Origin of the sequence: Modestobacter sp. VKM Ac-2985 (assembly GCF_026967925.1) — a bacterium.
GTDB lineage: Bacteria > Actinomycetota > Actinomycetes > Mycobacteriales > Geodermatophilaceae > Modestobacter.
Map to the genome: position 1 here is coordinate 884,962 of NZ_JAPVBI010000001.1, position 19,697 is coordinate 904,658.

The 19,697-nt window shown below is 73.5% G+C and carries 18 protein-coding genes; 13 read left to right on the plus strand and 5 right to left on the minus strand.

The window, feature by feature from the left end; genetic code table 11:
• The first annotated feature begins 355 nt into the window (after positions 1–355).
• The 7 genes from O2V61_RS04105 to O2V61_RS04135 all read left to right on the plus strand — a co-directional run bounded on the left by O2V61_RS04105 (position 356) and on the right by O2V61_RS04135 (position 8,090).
• Positions 356–2,050, plus strand: coding sequence for an ABC transporter family substrate-binding protein (locus O2V61_RS04105; protein WP_269182053.1), 1,695 nt, complete (start codon positions 356–358; stop codon positions 2,048–2,050).
• Between the two features lie 220 nt (positions 2,051–2,270).
• A complete protein-coding gene (locus O2V61_RS04110; RefSeq protein ID WP_269182054.1) occupies positions 2,271–3,260 on the plus strand; it encodes an ABC transporter permease in 990 nt (329 codons plus the stop codon).
• 27 nt (positions 3,261–3,287) lie between these two features.
• A complete protein-coding gene (locus O2V61_RS04115) occupies positions 3,288–4,244 on the plus strand; it encodes an ABC transporter permease (protein ID WP_269182055.1) in 957 nt (318 codons plus the stop codon).
• Between the two features lie 8 nt (positions 4,245–4,252).
• Positions 4,253–5,551, plus strand: a complete 1,299-nt coding sequence (locus tag O2V61_RS04120; RefSeq protein ID WP_269182056.1) for an ABC transporter ATP-binding protein — start codon at positions 4,253–4,255, stop codon at positions 5,549–5,551.
• Positions 5,548–6,612: an ABC transporter ATP-binding protein gene (locus O2V61_RS04125; protein WP_269182057.1), complete on the plus strand. Its 1,065-nt coding sequence runs from the start codon at positions 5,548–5,550 to the stop codon at positions 6,610–6,612. Before O2V61_RS04120 ends, O2V61_RS04125 begins: the two co-directional genes overlap by 4 nt.
• A 159-nt stretch (positions 6,613–6,771) precedes the next feature.
• Positions 6,772–7,677 carry an N-acetyl-1-D-myo-inositol-2-amino-2-deoxy-alpha-D-glucopyranoside deacetylase gene (gene mshB / locus O2V61_RS04130; RefSeq protein ID WP_269182058.1) on the plus strand — a complete coding sequence of 302 codons (906 nt, stop codon included), beginning with the start codon at positions 6,772–6,774 and terminating at the stop codon, positions 7,675–7,677.
• Entirely contained in the window at positions 7,674–8,090 is a 417-nt protein-coding gene (locus tag O2V61_RS04135) for a DUF6113 family protein (protein WP_269182059.1), read from the plus strand. The genes mshB and O2V61_RS04135 overlap by 4 nt, the downstream gene beginning before the upstream one ends.
• Here the strand turns inward: O2V61_RS04135 and O2V61_RS04140 are convergent.
• Together O2V61_RS04140 and O2V61_RS04145 are read right to left on the minus strand one after the other, a co-directional pair.
• The gene (locus O2V61_RS04140; RefSeq protein ID WP_269182060.1) at positions 8,047–8,799 is read right to left on the minus strand and encodes a GNAT family N-acetyltransferase; all 753 of its coding nucleotides are present in this window, start codon (positions 8,797–8,799) and stop codon (positions 8,047–8,049) included. The genes O2V61_RS04135 and O2V61_RS04140 overlap by 44 nt on opposite strands.
• A 17-nt stretch (positions 8,800–8,816) precedes the next feature.
• Positions 8,817–11,666 carry a bifunctional diguanylate cyclase/phosphodiesterase gene (locus O2V61_RS04145; protein WP_269182061.1) on the minus strand — a complete coding sequence of 950 codons (2,850 nt, stop codon included), beginning with the start codon at positions 11,664–11,666 and terminating at the stop codon, positions 8,817–8,819.
• Between the two features lie 199 nt (positions 11,667–11,865).
• On the opposite strand from O2V61_RS04145, the gene fdxA reads away from it, so the two are divergent.
• Both fdxA and dapC read left to right on the plus strand, forming a co-directional pair.
• Positions 11,866–12,186, plus strand: coding sequence for a ferredoxin (fdxA, locus tag O2V61_RS04150; RefSeq protein WP_014739194.1), 321 nt, complete (start codon positions 11,866–11,868; stop codon positions 12,184–12,186).
• A complete protein-coding gene (dapC, locus tag O2V61_RS04155) occupies positions 12,183–13,286 on the plus strand; it encodes a succinyldiaminopimelate transaminase (protein ID WP_269182062.1) in 1,104 nt (367 codons plus the stop codon). The genes fdxA and dapC overlap by 4 nt, the downstream gene beginning before the upstream one ends.
• Here the strand turns inward: dapC and O2V61_RS04160 are convergent.
• On the minus strand, positions 13,283–14,212 hold the full coding sequence (locus O2V61_RS04160; protein WP_269182063.1) for an AraC family transcriptional regulator: 930 nt from the start codon (positions 14,210–14,212) through the stop codon (positions 13,283–13,285). The two genes, dapC and O2V61_RS04160, sit on opposite strands and share 4 nt — an antisense overlap.
• An 81-nt stretch (positions 14,213–14,293) precedes the next feature.
• Between O2V61_RS04160 and O2V61_RS04165 the strand changes: the two genes are divergently transcribed.
• Both O2V61_RS04165 and O2V61_RS04170 read left to right on the plus strand, forming a co-directional pair.
• Entirely contained in the window at positions 14,294–15,127 is an 834-nt protein-coding gene (locus tag O2V61_RS04165; protein ID WP_269182064.1) for an NAD(P)H-binding protein, read from the plus strand.
• Positions 15,124–15,594: an anthrone oxygenase family protein gene (locus O2V61_RS04170; protein ID WP_269182065.1), complete on the plus strand. Its 471-nt coding sequence runs from the start codon at positions 15,124–15,126 to the stop codon at positions 15,592–15,594. Before O2V61_RS04165 ends, O2V61_RS04170 begins: the two co-directional genes overlap by 4 nt.
• A 2-nt stretch (positions 15,595–15,596) precedes the next feature.
• Here the strand turns inward: O2V61_RS04170 and O2V61_RS04175 are convergent, their stop codons facing one another.
• Together O2V61_RS04175 and dapD are read right to left on the minus strand one after the other, a co-directional pair.
• A complete protein-coding gene (locus O2V61_RS04175) occupies positions 15,597–16,373 on the minus strand; it encodes a hypothetical protein (RefSeq protein WP_269182066.1) in 777 nt (258 codons plus the stop codon).
• A 269-nt stretch (positions 16,374–16,642) separates the two neighbouring features.
• Positions 16,643–17,626, minus strand: coding sequence for a 2,3,4,5-tetrahydropyridine-2,6-dicarboxylate N-succinyltransferase (gene dapD, locus O2V61_RS04180; protein WP_269182067.1), 984 nt, complete (start codon positions 17,624–17,626; stop codon positions 16,643–16,645).
• A 111-nt stretch (positions 17,627–17,737) separates the two neighbouring features.
• Here dapD and dapE point away from each other — a divergent pair, with 111 nt between their 5' ends.
• Both dapE and O2V61_RS04190 read left to right on the plus strand, forming a co-directional pair.
• Positions 17,738–18,868, plus strand: a complete 1,131-nt coding sequence (gene dapE / locus O2V61_RS04185) for a succinyl-diaminopimelate desuccinylase (RefSeq protein ID WP_269182068.1) — start codon at positions 17,738–17,740, stop codon at positions 18,866–18,868.
• The gene (locus O2V61_RS04190; protein WP_269182069.1) at positions 18,865–19,695 is read left to right on the plus strand and encodes a TIGR00730 family Rossman fold protein; all 831 of its coding nucleotides are present in this window, start codon (positions 18,865–18,867) and stop codon (positions 19,693–19,695) included. The genes dapE and O2V61_RS04190 overlap by 4 nt, the downstream gene beginning before the upstream one ends.
• The last annotated feature ends 2 nt before the right edge of the window (positions 19,696–19,697 follow it).

The following is a 19,697-nucleotide window of genomic DNA, read 5'->3' on the forward strand; positions in this document are numbered from 1 at the left end:
CGGGCACGCTGTGTGAGCAGGGCAGAGCAGTGCCATGATCACGTTGTCCGGAGCCCGCCGCCCACGGCCGGAAAGTCTTCGGCCAAGGGCGGTGTATTGCCGGGGTGTTTCCGGCCTGCGCACGGTGGTCCTTTGCACAGGTCACAAAATGATGACGGCCGTGGACGGCCTCTTCCGGCTCTGCCTAGGGTCTGGCCGTTGCGCTCGTCGGAAAGCGATCCGACAGCTGGATGACAGCGCGTGTTCATGCAAGAGCCCAGTCCGCCCGGCGATCCCGGTCGGTCAGACCTGATCGTCCCCCCGCACTCGCGGGTCGAGGAGGCAAGCGAACGTGAAGTTGAGCAAGCGCACTTCCATGCTCATCGCAACCGGGCTCACCGGCGCGATGGCGCTCTCGGCGTGCGGGGGTGGCAGCGAGGACGGCGACGGCGGCGAGGCCAGTGGCGGCTCGGGTCGCGTGGTCTTCGGTGAGTCGACCGACTTCCCGGAGAACCTCTACCCGAACATCGCCGCGGGCAACGCCACCTCGGTGGCCAACGTGCTGATCAAGGTGCTGCCCTCGGCCTACCAGGTCCAGCCCGACTTCACCGTCGAGTTCAACTCGGACCTCTTCACCGGCGAGCCGGCCCTCGAGGAGGTCGACGGCCAGCAGGTGAACACCTACGAGATCAACCCGGACGCGGTGTGGAGCGACGGCACCCCGATCACCGTGGAGGACTTCGAGTTCACCTGGCGGGCCAACCGCAGCGGTGACCCGGCCGACGGTGGCTGCCCCGCGGTGCTGTCGACCACCGGCTACGAGCTGATCGCCTCGGTGGAGCCCGGCGAGGACGAGAAGACCGTCGTCGTGACCTACGAGACGCCCTTCGCCGACTGGCAGGGCAGCTTCGAGAACCTGCTCCCGGCTCACCTCATGGACGCCGACGACCCGGCCGCGGTCTGCGAGACGATCACCGAGGGGTGGCCGATCGCGGAGGGGCTGCCGGAGGGCATCTCCGGTGGCCCGTGGCAGGTGTCCAACATCGACGCCGGCGCGCAGGTCATCGTGCTCGAGCCGAACCCCGAGTGGTGGGGCGACGGGCCGGAGCTCGAGCAGCTGATCATCCAGAACATCGGCAACGACCCGACGACCGCCGTGCAGGGTCTGCAGAGCGGTGAGCTGGACGTGATCTACCCGCAGCCGCAGCTCGACCTGGTCGAGCAGATCCAGGCCCTGGAGCCGAACGTCGAGAGCGAGATCAACTTCGGTCTCACCTTCGAGCACCTCGACCTCAACACCCAGGACCCGCACCTCGCGGACCCGCTGGTGCGCCAGGCCCTCGCCTACGCCCTGGACCGCCAGGAGATCGTGGACCAGACCGTCGGGCAGTTCTCCTCCGACGCCCAGGTGCTGAACAACCGGATCTGGCTGAACACCCAGCCGGAGTACGAGGACACCGCGCCGGAGCAGGTCAAGAGCCAGAACGTCGAGGAGGCCCGCGCGCTGCTGGAGCAGGCCGGCTACACCGCCGGTCCGGACGGCCTCTACACCCACCCCGAGCGTGGGCCGCTGGACATCCAGATCGACACCACGGAGAACAACCCGCTGCGGCAGACCACGATCGAGGTGATGATCCCGCAGCTGGCCGAGGCCGGGATCAACGCGTCGTTCAACGCCAACCCGGACATCTTCGCCGGTGCCGAGGCGCCGACCTCGCTGGAGGGTGGCGGCTTCCAGGCGGCGCTCTTCGCCTGGGTGGGCAACCCGTTCATCACCTCCTCGCAGTCGATCTACCAGACGCCGCAGGGTGACAACATCCAGCAGAACTACAGCCGGATCGGCAACCCCGAGATCGACGCGCTCTTCGCCGAGCTGGCCACCGAGCCGGACCGCGAGCGGCAGGCCGAGCTGGGCAACCAGATCGACGGCCTGCTCTGGGAGCAGATGGCCACCATCCCGCTCTACCAGAAGCCGACCTTCATCGCGCACCAGGCGAACGTCGAGGGTGTGCAGGACAACCCGACCGAGGCCGGTCCGCTGTGGAACTCGGAGACCTGGACGATCGAGTGACGTCCAGCTCTGAGCTCGACCGCACCACCTGAGCACGACCGCACCACCCGGACCGGCGCCGCCCTCGGCGGCGCCGGCCACCGGCTGCCGCGGCCCCCGGGAGACCGTTCCCGGGGGTCGCGGTGCGTCCGGGCCCAGCACGACCTGCACGGGTCCGGCGAAGGCACGCTGAACTGGTCGTTCGACCGGACGGCTTCCGCTCTCGGCGTAAGGTCACCACATGTTCTTCTTCACGATCCGGCGTCTGCTCGCGTCGGTCCTCGTGTTGCTGGTCAGCTCGTTCCTGGTGTTCGCGTTGTGTGCGGCGAGCTTCGACCCGCTGGAGCGGTACTACACGCAGAACCCCCGGCCGCCGGAGTCGTTCTTCAACAACCTCCGCGAGACGCTGGGCCTGAACGACAACTTCTTCGTCCGGTACTGGCGCTGGCTCTCCGGGGTCCTCACCGGCGACTTCGGCGAGACGATCAACGGCACGCCGGTCGTCGACCAGCTCTTCCCCCGGATGCTGGTCACCGGGCGGATGATCATCGGCGCGATCGTGATCGCCGTCCTGCTGGCGATCATCGTGGGGGTCATCGGTGCCGTGCGGCAGTACAAGGCGTCGGACTACACCTTCACGTTCATCGCCTACATCCTGATCGCCCTGCCGACCTTCTGGTTCGCCGCGCTGCTGAAGGAGTACGTCGCCGGGGGGGTCAACGACCTGTTCGGGCAACAGGTGCTCTACACGCTGGGTGAGGAGACACCGGGGTTGTCGCTGTACGCCTCCGGCTGGGAACTCTGGTCCGACCGGCTCGGGCACCTGGTGCTGCCCACGATCAGCCTGGCTGCGCTGTCCTTCGCCGCCTGGAGCCGGTTCCAGCGCGCGGCCATGCTGGACGTGCTGGGGTCGGACTACATCCGACTGGCCCGGGCCAAGGGGCTCACCTACCGCCGCACCGTGGTCAAGCACGGGCTGCGCAACGCGCTGATCCCGCTGACCACGGTGGTCGCGCTGGGCATCGGCACGCTGTTCGGCGGCGCGGTCATCACCGAGACGGTCTTCGTCTGGCACGGCATGGGCGAGTACCTGATCAGCAACGGCATCCGCCAGGAGGACATCAACGTGGTGCTGGGCTGGCTGCTGGTCAGCGCCGTGTTCATCGTCGTCTTCAACCTGGTCGCCGACCTCCTGTACGCGGTGCTCGACCCGCGCATCCGGCTGTCCTGACCCGGCCCCGCGAGAAGGAACGAGCCCATGGCCACCACTCAGACCACCACCGGACCCGTGGTCCCCGCGACACCCGGCACCCCCGAGGGCGGCGGCGTCGAACGCGAGTTCACCGTCAAGGCGCGCAGCCAGCGCCAGCAGATCTTCGGCCGCTTCCTGCGCAACCCGGTGGGCATGACCGGGCTGGTCATCTTCCTGCTGCTGTTGGTGTTCGGGTTCCTGGGCCCGCTGGTCACCGGGGTCGACTACGCCGACCAGGACAGCGGCTTCCAGTCGGTCCCCCCGGGCACCGCGGGCTATCTGCTGGGCAGCGATGCGATCGGCCGTGACCTGATGGCCGGGATCATGACCGGCGTCCAGCGCTCGCTGTTCATCGTGCTGCTCTTCGTCGCCATCGCGCTCCCGCTCGGCCTGCTGGTCGGGGCGCTGGCCGGGTACTTCGGCAAGTGGGTCGACAGCGTCCTGATGCGGCTGGTCGACCTGATCCTCACCGTGCCGCTGCTGGTCGTGCTGATCGTCGTGGCCAGCAACTTCCCGGGCTCGCGCACCCCGCTGGGCGTCGGCATCATCCTCGGCCTCTTCGGCTGGCTGGACCTCGCGCGGATCGTGCGCAGCCAGTTCCTCTCCCTGCGGGAGAAGGAGTACGTGGAGGCCGCGCACGCGATGGGCGCCTCCAACGGGCGGATCATCTTCAAGCACCTGATCCCCAACGCGCTGGGGTCGCTGATCGTCTGGACGACGCTGGCCGCCGCCACCGCGATCATCCTCGAGGCCTCCCTGACCTACCTGGGCTTCGGCGTCAACGGTGCCAACCAGACCTCGCTGGGGCGGCTGGTGTCCGACGGTGTGCAGGCGGCGAGCACCCGCCCCTGGCTCTTCTACTTCCCCGGCATCACCCTGCTGATCATCGTGCTGTCGATCAACCTGATCGGCGACGGGATCCGGGATGCCTTCGACCCGAGCAACCGCCGCGTGCGGGCCTGAGGAGCTCCATGTCCACGATCGGGACCACGGGCCCCGCCATGTCCGGTGCCACCTCCACGGGGGCCATGAGCCAGGGCCGGACCACCAGCCTCCCCGGCTTCGACCCCAGTGCGCCGCTGCTGGAGGTCACCGACCTCAACGTCCGCTTCCCCACCGAGGACGGCCTGGTGCACGCCGTCCGCGGCGTGGACTACAGCCTGCGCTCCGGTGAGGTGCTGGGCATCGTCGGCGAGTCCGGCTCCGGCAAGTCGGTGACGTCGCTGGCGGTGATGGGCCTGCTGCCCGGTTCGGCGCGGGTCACCGGATCGATCAGGTACCGCGGCCAGGAGCTGCTGGGGCAGAGCGACCGGAGCATGTCGCGGATCCGCGGCAAGGGCGTCTCGATGATCTTCCAGGACCCGATGACGTCGCTGGACCCGGTCTACAAGGTCGGGGCGCAGATCGAGGAGACGCTGCGCATCCACGACAAGGCGCTCTCGTCCAAGGCGGCGGGGGCGCGCGCCGTCGAGCTGCTGGAGCTGGTCGGCATCCCGAACGCCGGCGACCGCGTGGACGCCTACCCGCACGAGTTCTCCGGCGGCATGCGCCAGCGGGTGGTCATCGCGATCGCGATGGCGAACCAGCCCGAGGTCATCATCGCCGACGAGCCGACGACGGCCCTGGACGTCACCGTCCAGGCGCAGATCCTGGAGGTGCTGCAGACCGCCCTCCAGGAGACCGGCGCCGCGATGGTCATGATCACCCACGACCTGGGCGTCGTCGCCGGGATCGCCGACCGGGTCCTGGTCATGTACGCCGGCCGGCCGGTGGAGATCGGCAGCGTCGAGGACATCTACTACGAGCCCCGGATGCCCTACACGCTGGGGCTGCTGGGCTCGCTGCCCCGGCTGGACTCCACCAGCCGCGAGCGGCTCACCCCGATCAAGGGCGCGCCGCCCTCGGTGGTCAACATGCCGCCCGGCTGCCCCTTCGCCCCGCGCTGCCCGCTGCACATCGCCGAGTGCGACGAGGCGGAGCCCGAGCGGTTCCAGGTCGGGCCCGGTCACACGGCCGCCTGCATCCGCACCGAACAGGTCGCCGCCGCCCACGGGCGGGCCGCCGACATCTTCAGCGAGTCCGCGGACGACGCAGACCTGTCGGCGGACCGCACCCCGGCGGGCGTCGCCCTCGCCCAGGACGACCTGGACGACGACGGTCCCGCCGTCCCGCCCGGCGACCAGACCTCGCCCCGGGCCGGGCTCGCTGACGCCGGCACGCAGAGCGTCGTGAGCTCCCCGCCACGCCCCACGAACGGAGACCGGGCATGACCGCCCCCACCACCCAGCGGCCTGCCGGCGGCGCACCCGACCGCGGGGAGCCGATCCTGTCGGTGCGTGGCCTGGAGAAGCACTTCCCGATCAAGGGCGGTGGCCTGGTCAAGCGGACCGTCGGCGCCGTGCAGGCGGTCGACGGCGTCGACCTCGACCTCTACCCCGGTGAGGTGCTCGGTCTGGTCGGGGAGTCCGGCTGCGGCAAGTCCACGACCGGGCGCGCCATCCTCAACCTCCAGCCGGCCACCGCCGGCTCGGTGGTCTTCCAGGGGCGGGAGCTCGTCGGGCTCAACCGCAAGCAGATGCGCCCGCTGCGCCGGGACATCCAGCTGATCTTCCAGGACCCCTACGCCTCGCTGAACCCGCGGCTGCCCGTCTTCGACATCGTCGCCGAGCCGATGGTCATCCACGGGCTCACCAAGGACCAGGGCGAGCTGCGCGCACGGGTGCGGGAGCTGGTGGAGACCGTCGGGCTGAACCCCGAGCACACCAACCGGTACCCGGCCGAGTTCTCCGGTGGGCAGCGGCAGCGCATCGGCATCGCCCGGGCGCTCGCCCTGCAGCCCAAGGTGCTCGTCCTCGACGAGCCGGTGTCGGCGCTGGACGTCTCGATCCAGGCCGGCGTCATCAACCTGCTCGAGGACCTGAAGAACGACCTCGGGCTCAGCTACCTGTTCATCGCCCACGACCTGTCGGTGGTCCGGCACATCTCCGACCGGGTCGCGGTCATGTACCTGGGGCGGATCATCGAGATCGCCGACCAGGAGGAGCTGTTCAGCCGGCCGGCACACCCCTACACGCAGGCCCTGCTGTCGGCGATCCCGCTGCCCGACCCGCGCCGCGAGCGCGCCCGCCAGCGGATCATCATCAGCGGCGACGTCCCGAGCCCGGCCAACCCGCCCTCGGGCTGCCGGTTCCGCACCCGCTGCCAGAAGTTCGCCAACGAGCTGACCGACGGCCGGCGCGAGCTGTGCCTGACCGTCGACCCCAAGCTCGAGGACCGCGGCGCCGGCCACCTCAACGCCTGCCACTACGCCGAGGTCAAGTCGGTGCTGTGACATGGCGATCCTGACGGATCGCAGCGCGGCCAGGTGCCGTCCCCGCTCTCGCTGAGCCGTTTCGTCGGATCCGAGCAGGACCCTCCGGGCCCGTGCTCGGATCCGACAGCCCTCCGGGCTCGGTGGGTGCGCGATGGCCGCCTTCCTGACTCCAGGAAGATGGGTCCTGTGACTGCCGCGCGCCGCGTGCTCTTCGTGCACGCCCATCCCGACGACGAGACGATCAACAACGGGGCCACGATGGCCCGGTACGTCGCGGAGGGGGTGCAGGTCACCCTGCTCACCTGCACGCTGGGGGAGGAGGGCGAGGTGCTGGTGCCCGAGCTCGCCCAGCTCGCCGCCGACCAGGCCGACCAGCTCGGTGGGTACCGGATCGGTGAGCTGGCCGCGGCCATGGCGGCGCTCGGCGTCACCGACTGGCGGTTCCTCGGCGGGGCGGGCCGGTACCGCGACTCCGGGATGGTGGGGACGACAGCGAACGAGCACCCGCGCGCCTTCTGGCAGGCCGACCTGGACGAAGCGGTCGCGCACGCGGTCGCCGTCGTCCGTGAGGTGCGCCCGCAGGTGCTGGTCACCTACGACCAGGACGGCGGCTACGGCCACCCGGACCACATCCAGGCACACCGGGTCGCGATGGCCGCCGTCGCGGCGGCCGCCGACCCCGGTCACCGGGCCGACCTCGGGCCGGCCTGGCAGGTCGAGAAGGTCTACTGGAACGCCGTGCCCCGCTCGGTCGTGCAGCGGGGGATCGACGCGATGGCCGCCCTGGGGGAGGAGTCGCCGTTCGCCGCGCTGGGCGACCTGGACGAGGTGCCGTTCGCCGTCGCCGACGACGTCGTCACCACGGAGGTCGACGCCCGCGCCCACGCCGGGGCCAAGGAGGCGGCGATGCGCGCCCACCCGACCCAGATGACGGTGGACGGCCCGTTCTTCGCGCTGTCGAACAACCTGGGCCAGGAGGTGCTGGCCACCGAGCACTACCGGCTGGTGCGCGGGGAGCGGGGCCCGGCCGGGTCGGGCCCGCAGGGCTGGGAGGACGACCTGTTCGCCGGGCTGCCCGGGTGAGGCTGCTCCGGCTGCTGGGCTGGTCGGTCGTGGCGGTGGTCGTGTCCGCCTGGCTCGCGCTGGTCCAGGTGTTCTGGCTGCCCTGGCGGGTCGGCGGGGTCCCGGTGCCGATCTCCCTGCTCGTGGCCGTGGTCGGCAACCTGCTGCTGGTCGACGCGGCCCGCCGGCTGTCGGGCTCCCGGCTGGTGGCCGTCCTCCCGGCCGTGGTGTGGCTGGTCATCGTGCTGGCCGGCGCGACGCGGCGGCCGGAGGGCGACCTCCTGCTGGCCGGCGGCAACGCCGTCACCCAGGCGACCACCCTCGGGTTCCTGCTGGTCGGGGTGGTCGCCGCGGCGTTCGCCGTCGGCCGGGCGCTGGGCGCCCCGCCGGTCAGGCCGGCCGGTGCCGGTAGTGGTAGCGGTGGTGCTCGATGAACCCCGCCTGCCGGTAGAGCGCCCGCGCTGCGGCGTTCCCCGCGGTGACCTGCAGGTAGGTGGAGTGCGCGCCGCGCTCGGCACCCCAGCGGCCCAGCGCCGCCATCACGGCGGTCGCCAGCCCGCGGCGTCGGTGCCCCTCGGTGACGGTCACCGCGGTGACGCCCAGCCAGCCGTCGGTCAGCGCACCGCGGCCGACCGCCGCCAGCGGAGCCGGCGCCGGCTCCAGCCGCACCGACGCGAAGACGACGTCCGCGGCGGAGGTCAGCACCTGGCGGGCGACCGGCGGCAGCGCTGCCCCGCGGTGCCGGTACCCGGCCAGCCAGGCGTCGTCCGGCGTGGGGGAGAGGTCGACCGGGACGGCGGGCTCGGCCGGTCGGCCGACCGGTGCGGTGAGCACCAGCACGTCCTCGTCCCGGGCCCAGCCGGCCGCGTCGAAGGCGGCGTCGGCGCGCCGGGACTGGACGCCGGGCAGCTGGGCGGCCGGCCGGAGCCCCCGGTCGTCGTACCAGCGGGCGACGGCGGCGAGCGCCTCGGGCAGCGGCACCCCGGGGTCACCGACGACCAGGGCCGAGTTGGCCCGCCCGGTGAACCCGCCGCCGGCACGCAGCAGCCAGTCGCCCAGCCGCTCCTCCTCCAGGGCCTGCCAGCCACGCGCAGCGAGCAGTTCCAGCTCCGGTACCCCCAGGGGTGAGCGCCTCTGTCCCATGGCTCGATCCTGCGGTCTCAGCCGGACAGCGGCGTCGCCGGGGTCGGCAGCTGCTGGACGAGCCAGTCGAGGACGTGCTCGGCCGGCATCGGCCGGGCCACGTGGTAGCCCTGGGCGACGTCGCAGCGCCACTCCCGCAGGGTCGCCAGCGCGGCGGCGTCCTCGACGCCCTCCACCACGATCGTCATCCCGAGGTCCCGGCCCAGCTGCAGCGTGCTGCGCACGATGGCCGCGGCCCGGACGTCGGTGGTGAGCTGGCCGACGAAGCTGCGGTCCAGCTTGAGCTCGTGGACCGGCAGCGCGCGCAGGTACGTCAGGGACGAGTAGCCGGTGCCGTAGTCGTCGATGGAGAGCCGGACGCCGAGCGCCCGCAGGCAGGCGAGCACCTGGGAGCTGCGCGCCGCATCGGCCATCAGCACGTCCTCGGTGATCTCCAGGGTGAGCGCCGCGGCGGGCACGCCGGTCGCCTCCAGGAGCATCGCCACCTGGTCGGGCAGGGCGACGTCGGCGAGGTTGGACACCGACAGGTTCACCGCGACCGACAGGTCGTGGCCGGCGGCGCGCCAGCCCTGCAGGTCGCGGAGCGAGCGCTCCAGCACCCGCAAGGCCAGCCGGCGCATCAGACCGGCCTGCTCGGCGAGGCCGAGGAAGGCGTCCGGGGCGAGCAGGCCGCGTTCGGGGTGCACCCACCGCACCAGCGCCTCCACGCCGGACACTCGGCCGGTGTGCAGGTCCAGCTGCGGCTGGTAGTACGGGACGAGCTGGTCGGAGTCGAGCGCACCGCGCAGCTCCTCCAGTGTCTGCAGCCGGTCCCGGGGGTCCGCCTCGCCGTCCGGGGTCCAGACCTGGGCGCCGTCCCGGGCCCGCTTGGCCGAGTACATCGCGGTGTCGGCCCGGGCGAGCAGCAGCGAACGGTCCCGGCCGTGGTCGGGGCACACGGCGATCCCGACGCTGGCGTCGACGTGCAGCGACATGCCGTCGAGCACGAACGCCTCGCGCAGGGCAGCGCCGATCCGGTCGGCGACCTCCTGTGCCCGGGCCGCGTCGGCGTCGGGCAGCAGGACGGCGAACTCGTCACCCCCCATCCGGGCCAGCAGGTCCGTCGGCGCCAGCGGCTGCTGGAGGCGGGGGCCGACCAGGCGCAGCAGCTCGTCGCCGACGCTGTGCCCGAAGCTGTCGTTGACCTCCTTGAAGCGGTCCAGGTCGATCATCAGCACCGCACAGGACCGGGCCGGCGTCGCGTAGACGGTCCGCTCCAGCTCCTCGGTGAACCGCCGCCGGTTGGCCAGCCCGGTGAGCGGGTCGTTGTGCGCCTCGCGGGCCAGCTGCTGGACGCGCAGCTGCTCCACCGCCCGCAGCTCGGCGTTCTGCACGATCAGGGCGCCCTCGAGCGCCACCTGCTGGACCGCCTGGCGCAGCGCCGGTGACCACTCGGCGGTTCCGTTGGAGGAGCCTGTGACGACCATGCCGAGCAGCCGGTCACCGGACAGCAGCGGCACGGTGAGGTAGGCGGTGAGGTCCAGCGCCCGGACCAGGTCGGCGTCCAGCAGGTCGCTGGCGACGGCGTCGGGGACGAAGACCGGGCGCCGGTCGCGGGCGGTCAGCTGCCACAGCCGGACGTCGCCGACGTCCCGGCCGACCAGCCGGTCGCGGACCACCTCGATGTTCTCCGGGGACCAGCCGACGTGGCGCACCTCGGCCAGCCGGCCGACGTCGTCGACCAGGAAGGCGGCGCTGCGCTCGGCGCCGGTCAGCCCCCGGACGACGGTGGCCAGCACCTCGGCGGCCTCGGCCACCCCGGTCGCCGACGCCCCGTCCACGAGCAGCTGGCGGACGGCGCGGGCGGTGCTGAGCGATGCGGCACGGGCCTCGGTGGCACGGGCCTGTTCGATGACCCCGCCCAGGTGGGCCCCGGCGGCCGAGGCGAGCCTGCGGACGTCCTCGGGAAAGGGCTGGATCGAGGAGCTGTCCAGGGTCAGGACGCCGGACAGCTGCGGGCTGCGGCCCAGGGGGACGGCGAGGCCGGAGGCGATGCCGAACGCATCGACCCACCAGCCGGTCAGCAGGTCGGAGTCGCGATCGGCGGTGAGCGGCCGACCGGTGCGGAGCACCTCGTCGGCCAGCCGGAGCGGCTCCGGCGCATGGCGGAACTGCGTCCAGGAGTCCGGGTCGCGCCGGCCGTCGGCGTAGCTGGCCATCCGCGGCACCAGGACGCCGTCCTCCAACAGGAACACGCAGGCGCGGTGCACCTCGCCCAGGGCGGCCAGCTGCTCGCACGCCGAGCCGAGCAGCTGGTCCATCGACCGGGCGAGGGCCGCGCTCTCGATCAGCCCGAGCAGCACGTCGGACTGGGCGAGCCCGCGCTGCTCCGACCGGCGGGTCCAGGCCTCCCGCAGGGCGAGCGCCAGCCGCGGGTTGGCGTGCCGGAGCTGCGACGCGGAGGCTGCCGCGGCCGGCTCGATGATGAGGGCACCGACGACGTCGTCGCCCACCAGCAGCGGCTCGCCGTGGGCCGAGCGGACGCCGTACCGGCCCGCCTCGTCGGCGAGGGACTGCGGGGCGTCGTCCTGGTGCATGTTCAGGGTGCGGCGCTCGACGATCACGGCCGACATCACCGGGGAGCGGTCCACGGACAGCGGCACCCGGTCGGAGGCCGGCACCTCGCCGACCGGCTCGCCGGCACGGACCTGCCGGAAGGGCACCACGACGCCGGTGCTCGCCTCGTGCACCCAGACCGCCACCCGGCTGGCCCCGGAGCTGCGCTGCAGCCGGAGCATCAGCTGCTCCAGGGCGGCGACGGCGTCGTAGGGCGAGGGTGGGCGCTGGTCTGCCTGGGCACCTGCACCGGACGTCCACACCTCTGACACACCGCTCCATCGGCGGAACGGGAGGGCGCTTGAGGATGTGCAGCAGGTCACCCCCCGATCGGGGGGCGTGGTCCGATGTCGTGTCGGCGGCCCACCCGTCGCGCTGAGCGAGGGGGCTTCGGGTGATACTGGGGATGATCGATCCGCAGTCCCTGGCCCGCCAGGGAGCTCACCGCCCCGCACGTCCCGGAGGAACCCCGTGACCTACGTCATCACCCAGGCCTGTGTCGACGTCCTCGACAAGGCGTGCATCGACGAGTGTCCGGTGGACTGCATCTACGAGGGCGACCGGATGCTCTACATCCACCCCGACGAGTGCGTGGACTGCGGTGCCTGCGAGCCGGTCTGCCCGGTGGAGGCCATCTACTACGAGGACGACGTCCCGGACAAGTGGAAGGACTTCTACAACGCCAACGTGGAGTTCTTCTCCGACCTGGGCAGCCCTGGTGGCGCCGCCAAGACCGGCAAGATCAACAAGGACCACCCGCTGGTGGCCGCGCTCCCGCCCCAGGGCGAGTGAGCACGGTTCGGCTGCCGGACTTCCCCTGGGACTCGCTGGGTCCTGCGCGCGCTCGCGCCGCTGAGCACCCCGGCGGTGCGGTCGACCTGTCGATCGGCACGCCGGTCGACCCGACCCCGCCCGTGCTGGGGGAGGCGCTGGCCGCAGCCGGCAACGCGCCCGGGTACCCGACGGCGCTGGGCACCGCGGACGTGCGGCGGGCCGCCGCCGGCTGGCTCGGCCGCCGGCTCGGCGTCGAGCTCGCCGATCCCCTCGGGACCGATCCGTCGGTGATCCCGACGGTCGGCTCGAAGGAGCTCGTCGCGCTGCTGCCGACGCTGCTGGGGCTGTCCGGGGCCGGGACGGTGCTGATCCCGGAGGTCGCCTACCCGACCTACGAGGTGGGCGCCGTCGTGGCCGGGCTCGCCGTGCAGCGCACCGACACCCCGCCGGCGGTCCGTGGCGACGCCGCCCTGGTCTGGCTGAACTCGCCGGGCAACCCGCACGGCCGGGTGCTCACCGACGACGAGCTGCGCACGTGGGTGAGCTGGGGCCGGGCGCACGGCGTGCCCGTCGTCGCCGACGAGTGCTACATCGAGCTGGGCTGGGGCGACGTCCACCCGCGGTCCCTGCTGCACCCCGACGTCGCCGGACCGGACCACACCGGGCTGCTGGCCGTCCACTCGCTGTCCAAGCAGTCGACGGCGGCGGGCTACCGCGCCGGGCTGCTGTCCGGCGACCCGGCGCTGGTCCGCCGGGTGTGGGAGGTGCGGCGGCACCTCGGCCTGCTGGTGCCGACACCGGTGCAGGCGGCGATGGCCGCGGCGCTGGCCGACGACGGGCACGTGGACGCCCAGCGGGCGCGCTACCGGTCCCGCCGCGACCGGCTGGCTCCGGCCGTGCAGGCCGCCGGTGCCCGGATCGACCACTCCGCGGCCGGCCTGTACCTCTGGGTGACCCGGGACGAGGACTGCTGGGTGACGATCGACTGGCTCGCCGGACTCGGCATCGTGGCCGCCCCCGGCAGCTTCTACGGCCCGGCCGGGAACCGGCACGTGCGGATGGCGCTCACCGCCACCGACGAGCGGGTCGACGCCGCGGTCGAGCGCCTCACCGGCTAGCCCGCGAGCGTGGCGCGGTGGGCCGCCGGGCTGACCCCGGTGGCCCGCTTGAAGGCGGCGCTCAGCGCGAAGGGGCTGGCGTAGCCGACCCGGCGGGCGATGCCGGACAGGGTCAGTGTGCGGTCGCGCAGCAGGTCGGTGGCGAGCGCGATCCGCCAGCTGGTCAGGTAGCCCATCGGTGGCTCGCCGACCAGCTCGGTGAACCGGCGCGCCAGCGTGGCCCGGGCGACCCCGACCGCGTCGGCGAGCGAGGCGACGGTCCACGGCTCCGCCGGGCGGTCGTGGATCAGGGTCAGCGCGGGCCCGACGACCGGGTCGCCGGCGGCGACGTACCAGCCGGGGGCGCGCGCCTCGGGCCGGGCGGCCCAGACCCGCAGCGCGGAGACGAGGGCGACGTCCAGCAGCCGGTCGAGGACGGCCTCCTGGCCGGGCGCCTCCCGGGCCACCTCCGCGGCGAGCAGCCGGGTCACCGCGGCGGTGCCCTGGTCGGCGGGGACGACCACCAGGGGCGGGAGCGCCCGCACCAGCCGCTCACCGACCGCGCCCGGCTGGGGGTAGGTGCCGGTGAGCAGGACGGTGCCCCCGCCGGCGTCGTTGCCCCAGGCGCGGGTGCCCAGCTCGGTCATCGCCACCGGCCCGATCGGGGTGCACAGCTGCCCGGGGCCGACGGTCACCTGTGGCGCCGTCGACGGCTGGTCGGCCACCGTGTAGTGCTGCGGGCCGCGGACCAGGGCGACGTCGCCAGCGCCGATGCGCTCGGTGCAGCCGTCGGCGAGCACCACCCACGCCGAGCCGTGCAGGACGGCGACCAGGGTCAACGGCGCCTCGTCGGCGATCCGCATCGACCAGGGCGGGCTGAGCAGGGAGCGCAGCAGGAACGCACCGCGGGCGTGCGGACCGTCGAGCAGGCCGGAAACGGCGTCCATGCGGGAGAGCGTAGACGCTGGAGCATGCTCCTGCGGCTCTGGACCATGGATCGTCTCGCCTCTCGGCGCTGTACTGACGGCATGACCGAACAGCTGATCCTCGTGACCGGCGGCACCGGGATGACCGGCAGCCGCATCGCCCACCGACTGCGTGCGCGGGACGTGCCCGTCCGGGTCGCCTCCCGGAGCTCCGCCTGCCGGCTCGACTGGGCCGACCGCACCACCTGGAACGCCGCGCTGGCCGGGGCATCGGCGGTGTACCTGGCGTACGCGCCGGACCTCGCCGTCCCCGGGTCGGACGACGTCCTGACCGCGTTCACCGAGCAGGCCGCCCGCGCCGGGGTCGGCCGGGTGGTGCTGCTGTCCGGGCGGGGTGAGCCCGCCGCGCAGCGGGCCGAGCAGGCGGTGCAGCGGACGGCCACCACCGCCGGGCTTGCGTGGACGGTGGTGCGGTGCAGCTGGTTCGTGCAGAACTTCACCGAGGGCCAGTTCGCCGGCGCGGTGCGCGCCGGTGAGCTCGCGCTGCCCGTGGACGACGTGGTCGAGCCGTTCGTGGACGCCGACGACATCGCCGAGGTGGCCGTCGCCGCACTGCTGGACGACGGGCACGCCGGGCGGACCTACGAGCTGACCGGCCCGCGGGCGCTCGGCTTCGGTGCGGCCGTGGCCGAGATCGCTGCGGCGACGGGCCGTCCGGTGGCCTTCCGGCCGGTGCCGCTGGCGGAGTTCACCGCGGGCCTGGCCGAGGAGGGCGCGCCGCCGGAGGTGGTGGAGCTGATGGTCCACCTGTTCACCGAGGTCCTGGACGGCCGCAACGCCGCCCCCGCCGCCGGGGTGCAGCAGGCACTGGGCCGCCCGGCCACCGACCTCACCGACGCGGTGCGGCGCAGCGCGCTCGCCGGGAGCCGGGCGTGAGCGGGGAGCGTCCACCCGTGCTGGTGGTCGCGACCGTCGGGTCGGGGCTGGTCGCCGGGGCCTTCGCCGTCTTCAGCCTGATGGTGCTGCCGGCGCTGACCGCCCTGCCCGGCGCCGCCGGTGCCACGGCGATGCAGTCGGTCAACCGCGCCGCCGTCCGACCCGGCTTCATGACGCTGCTCTTCGGCACCGCGCTGGCCTGCCTGGTGCTGGGCGGCGCCGAGCTGGCCGGGCAGCGCCGGCCCGCGGTGCTCACCGGTGCCGCGCTCTACCTGTTCGGCGTCGTCGGGGTGACCGTGCTGGCCAACGTGCCGCTCAACGACGCGCTGGCCCGGCTGGACGCCACCGCGCCGGGCGCAGCGGAGACGTGGCGGGAGAACGCGGGCCGCTGGGGCCGGTGGAACACCGTCCGCGCGCTCGCCGCGACGGGTGCGGCGACCGCGTTCGTCCTCGTGCCGGCCGACTGAGCTCAGCTCAGCTGCAGCTGGAGCGGCAGCTCGAAGGTGCTCGGGGTGCTCTCCCAGCCCACCTCGGGGGTCCAGCGCCAGCCGTCCATCGTCACCTCGGTGAGCCCGAACCGCTCGGCGTGCGTCACCGCCCAGGTGGCCTCCGGCCAGCCGGCGCCGGCGATCGTCACGGTGCCGTCGGTCTCGACGGTGGGCGCGCCGGCCTCCCGCCGGGCGGCCTCGGCGACCAGCGCCGTCCGCTCGGCGACCGGGGCCGGCGCGACGCCCGGCACGGCGCCACAGGTCAGGGCGGAGGGTGAGGTCGCGAGCAGGGCGCCGGTCAGCGCGGTCGCCATCGGCTCCCACTGCTGGTACGCCTCCGGGAAGCCGCTGCGCTGGACTTCCTGAGCCACCTCGGTGAGCCGGCCGGTCTCCCAGCCGGGCACCTTCACCAGGCCGTCGAAGAACTTGCCGGCCGAGTAGACCGGGTCCTGCACCTGGGCCTCGCTGCCCCAGCCCTGGGAGGGCCGCTGCTGGAAGAGGCCGAGGGAGTCGCGGTCGCCGTAGTCGAGGTTGCGCAGCCGCGACTCCTGCTGCGCGGTCGCCAGCGCGATCACGGTGGCCCGCGGCGGCAGCCCACGGGAACGGGCCACTGCGGCGATCGTCGCGGCGTTGGCGGCCTGCTCGGTGGTGACGGTGACGTCCGAACCGGGCACGGTGCACCCGGCGACCCCCGACGGCGTGCCCTCCTCCTCGCGCCAGACCAGGGCGATGGCGGCGATCAGGACGGCGACGACCACCAGCGGCCACAGGCCTCCCGCACGGGACCTGCGTGCGGTCCTGCGGGCCGGGGGGCGAGCCGCCGGGCGGCCCGCTCGGGCCGGCGGCCGGCTCGACGGACGACCCGCCGGGCGAGGCGCCCGGGCCGGGGGCCGTCGGCTCGCGACCGGGCTGCTGACCATCGCGCCGATGGTAGGTCGCCGCGCTGGGAGTCAGCTGGACGTCGGTGGCCTGCGCGGCGGTCGTGTCCGGTGGGGAGGGCGAGCCCGATGAGCCGGTCGCGTCCGCGTCAGTTGGCGTGCAGGGCGGCGTTGAGCGCGCCCCAGTCGCCGTCGCGGGGCAGGGCCTCGAGCGCGCCGCTGAGGGAGTTGCGGCGGAACAGCAGGCCGCTGCGCCCGGAGAGCTCGCCGCCCTTGATCGACGTCCCGTCGGGGAGCAGCACCTTCGACCCGGCGGTCACGTAGCAGCCGGCCTCGACCACGCAGCCGTCGCCGAGGGAGATGCCGATGCCGGCGTTGGCGCCGAGCAGGCAGCCCTTGCCGATCGAGATGACCTGCTTGCCGCCACCGGAGAGCGTGCCCATGATCGAGGCGCCGCCGCCGATGTCGGAGTCGGCGTCCACGACGACCCCGGCGCTGATCCGGCCCTCCACCATCGAGGGGCCGAGCGTGCCGGCGTTGAAGTTGACGAAGCCCTCGTGCATGACCGTGGTGCCCTCGGCGAGGTGGGCCCCCAGCCGGACTCGGTCGGCGTCGGCGATCCGCACACCGGAGGGGACGACGTAGTCGACCATCCGCGGGAACTTGTCGACCCCGAAGACGGTCAGGTGCCCGGCCTCCGACCGCAGCCGGGCGCGCGCCGCGTTGAGCTCGGTGGCGAGCACCGGGCCGGCGCTGGTCCAGGCCACGTTGGCCAGCAGCCCGAAGACGCCGTCCACGTTGACCTCGTGCGGCCGCACGAGCCGGGCGGACAGCAGGTGCAGGCGCAGGTAGACGTCGTGGGCGTCGACGGGCGGGGCGGAGAGGTCGGCGATGGTCGTGGAGACGGCGACCGACTGCACACCGCGGGCCTCGTGGGTGCGCACCAGCCCGGAGAAGTCCGGGCCGAGCAGCCCCTCCAGCTCCAGCACCCCGATCTGCTGGGTGCCGCTCTCGCCCTGGTCGGCACCGCTGAGCGCCGGCGAGGGGAACCAGGTGTCCAGCACCGTCCCGTCGGTGGTGAGGGTGGCGATGCCGACGCCGTTCGCGCCGGTGGTCTCTGCAGCGGTCGTCACGGGCAGTCAGGCTACCCACGGCGCTGCGGCCAGGCGTGGCTGCCGGGGTCCGGTGCGGGCGTCGGCGAGGGGCGGGGGGAGCCGGGTCCTCCCTCACTAGGCTCGGTGGTCGTGAGCCCCGCCGAGCAGCCGCTGCCCCCGCTCGACCTGAGCGCCGACGTCCTCACCCTGACCCGGGCCCTGGTCGATGCCCCCTCGGTGTCCGGCAGCGAGGGGGCGCTGGCCGACGCCGTCGAGGCGGCGCTGCGCGGGCTGGGCGGCCTGGAGGTCGAGCGGATCGGCGACTCGGTGCTGGCCCGGACCAACCTGGACCGGGACACCCGGATCGTGCTCGCCGGGCACCTGGACACCGTGCCGATCGCGGACAACGTGCCCAGCCGGCTCGAGGTCGTCGACGGTGAGGAGCGGCTCTACGGCTGCGGCTCGAGCGACATGAAGGCCGGTGACGCGGTGATGCTCCGGCTCGCCGGTATGTTCGGCGTTCCCGGGGCCCAGCCGGCCCGCGACCTCACGTTCGTCTTCTACGACAACGAGGAGGTCGAGGCGGTCCGCAACGGGCTGGGCCGGGTGGCCCGCGAGCGCCGCGGCTGGCTGTACGGCGACCTGGCGGTGCTGCTGGAGCCCACCGACGGGGTGGTCGAGGGCGGCTGCCAGGGCACGCTGCGCGTCGTCCTGACCGTGCCGGGCACCCGCGCGCACAGCGCCCGCTCCTGGCTGGGCGTCAACGCCGTGCACGGCGCCGCGGGCATCCTCGCCACCCTGGCCGCCCACCGGTCCCGCGAGGTGGAGATCGACGGGCTGCTGTACCGCGAGGGGCTGAACGCCGTGCGGATCGAGGGCGGGGTGGCCGGCAACGTCGTCCCCGACGAGTGCCGGGTGACCGTCAACTTCCGGTTCGCCCCCGACCGGGACGAGGACCAGGCCCTGGCGCACGTGCGTGAGGTGTTCGCCGACGCGCTGGCTGCCGGGGTCACCCTCGAGCTCACCGACAGCTCCGGCGGCGCGCTGCCGGGTCTGTCGGAGCCGGCCGCGGCCGCGTTCGTCACCGCGGTCGGACAGCCGGCCCGGGCGAAGCTGGGCTGGACCGACGTGGCCCGCTTCGCCGCCTTCGGCATCCCGGCGGTGAACTACGGCCCGGGTGACCCGAACCTGGCCCACACGGTCGACGAGCACGTCCGGATCGACCGGTTGCAGCCGGCCGAGGACGCCCTGATCGCCTACCTGAGCGGGAGTGACGCATGAGCCAGACCGACGACGGCGCGCGGCGGCGGCCGATCCGGCACCGCGGGCCGATCACGCTGCGCGGCGGCGAGCCCGACCCGCAGATGGCCGGGACGACGACCGACCAGCGTCTGCTGGACCGGCGCGGCAACAGCGACTGGGTGCACACCGACCCGTGGCGGGTGCTGCGGATCCAGGCCGAGTTCGTCGAGGGCTTCGGGTTGCTGGCCGAGCTGCCGCGGGCGGTGAGCGTCTTCGGCAGTGCCCGCACGCCGCGGGGCTCCGCGTACTACGCCACCGGGGAGCAGCTGGGCGCGGCGCTGGCCGACGCCGGCTACGCGGTGATCACCGGCGGCGGGCCGGGCGCGATGGAGGCGGCGAACAAGGGCGCCTGCGACGCGGGCGGCACGTCGGTCGGGCTGGGCATCGAGCTGCCGTTCGAGCAGGAGCTCAACGAGTGGGTCGACGTCGGCGTGCTGTTCCGCTACTTCTTCGTGCGCAAGACGATGTTCGTCAAGTACGCCCAGGCGTTCGTGATCCTGCCCGGCGGCTTCGGCACCCTCGACGAGCTGTTCGAGGCGCTCACCCTGGTGCAGACCGGCAAGGTGACCCGCTTCCCGGTGATCCTGTTCGGCAGCGAGTACTGGGCCGGGCTGGTCGACTGGATCCGGCAGACGATGGTCGCGCAGGGCACGGTCGGACCGGCGGACCTGGAGCTGCTGCACGTCACCGACGACGTGGCCGAGGCGGTCGCGATCATCCAGGCCGCGGACGCCACCCGGGCCGAGCGGGAGTCGGAGCCGCCGGCCGGGGACGCGGTGCCCGACCCGGCCCCGGTCGACGACTGAGC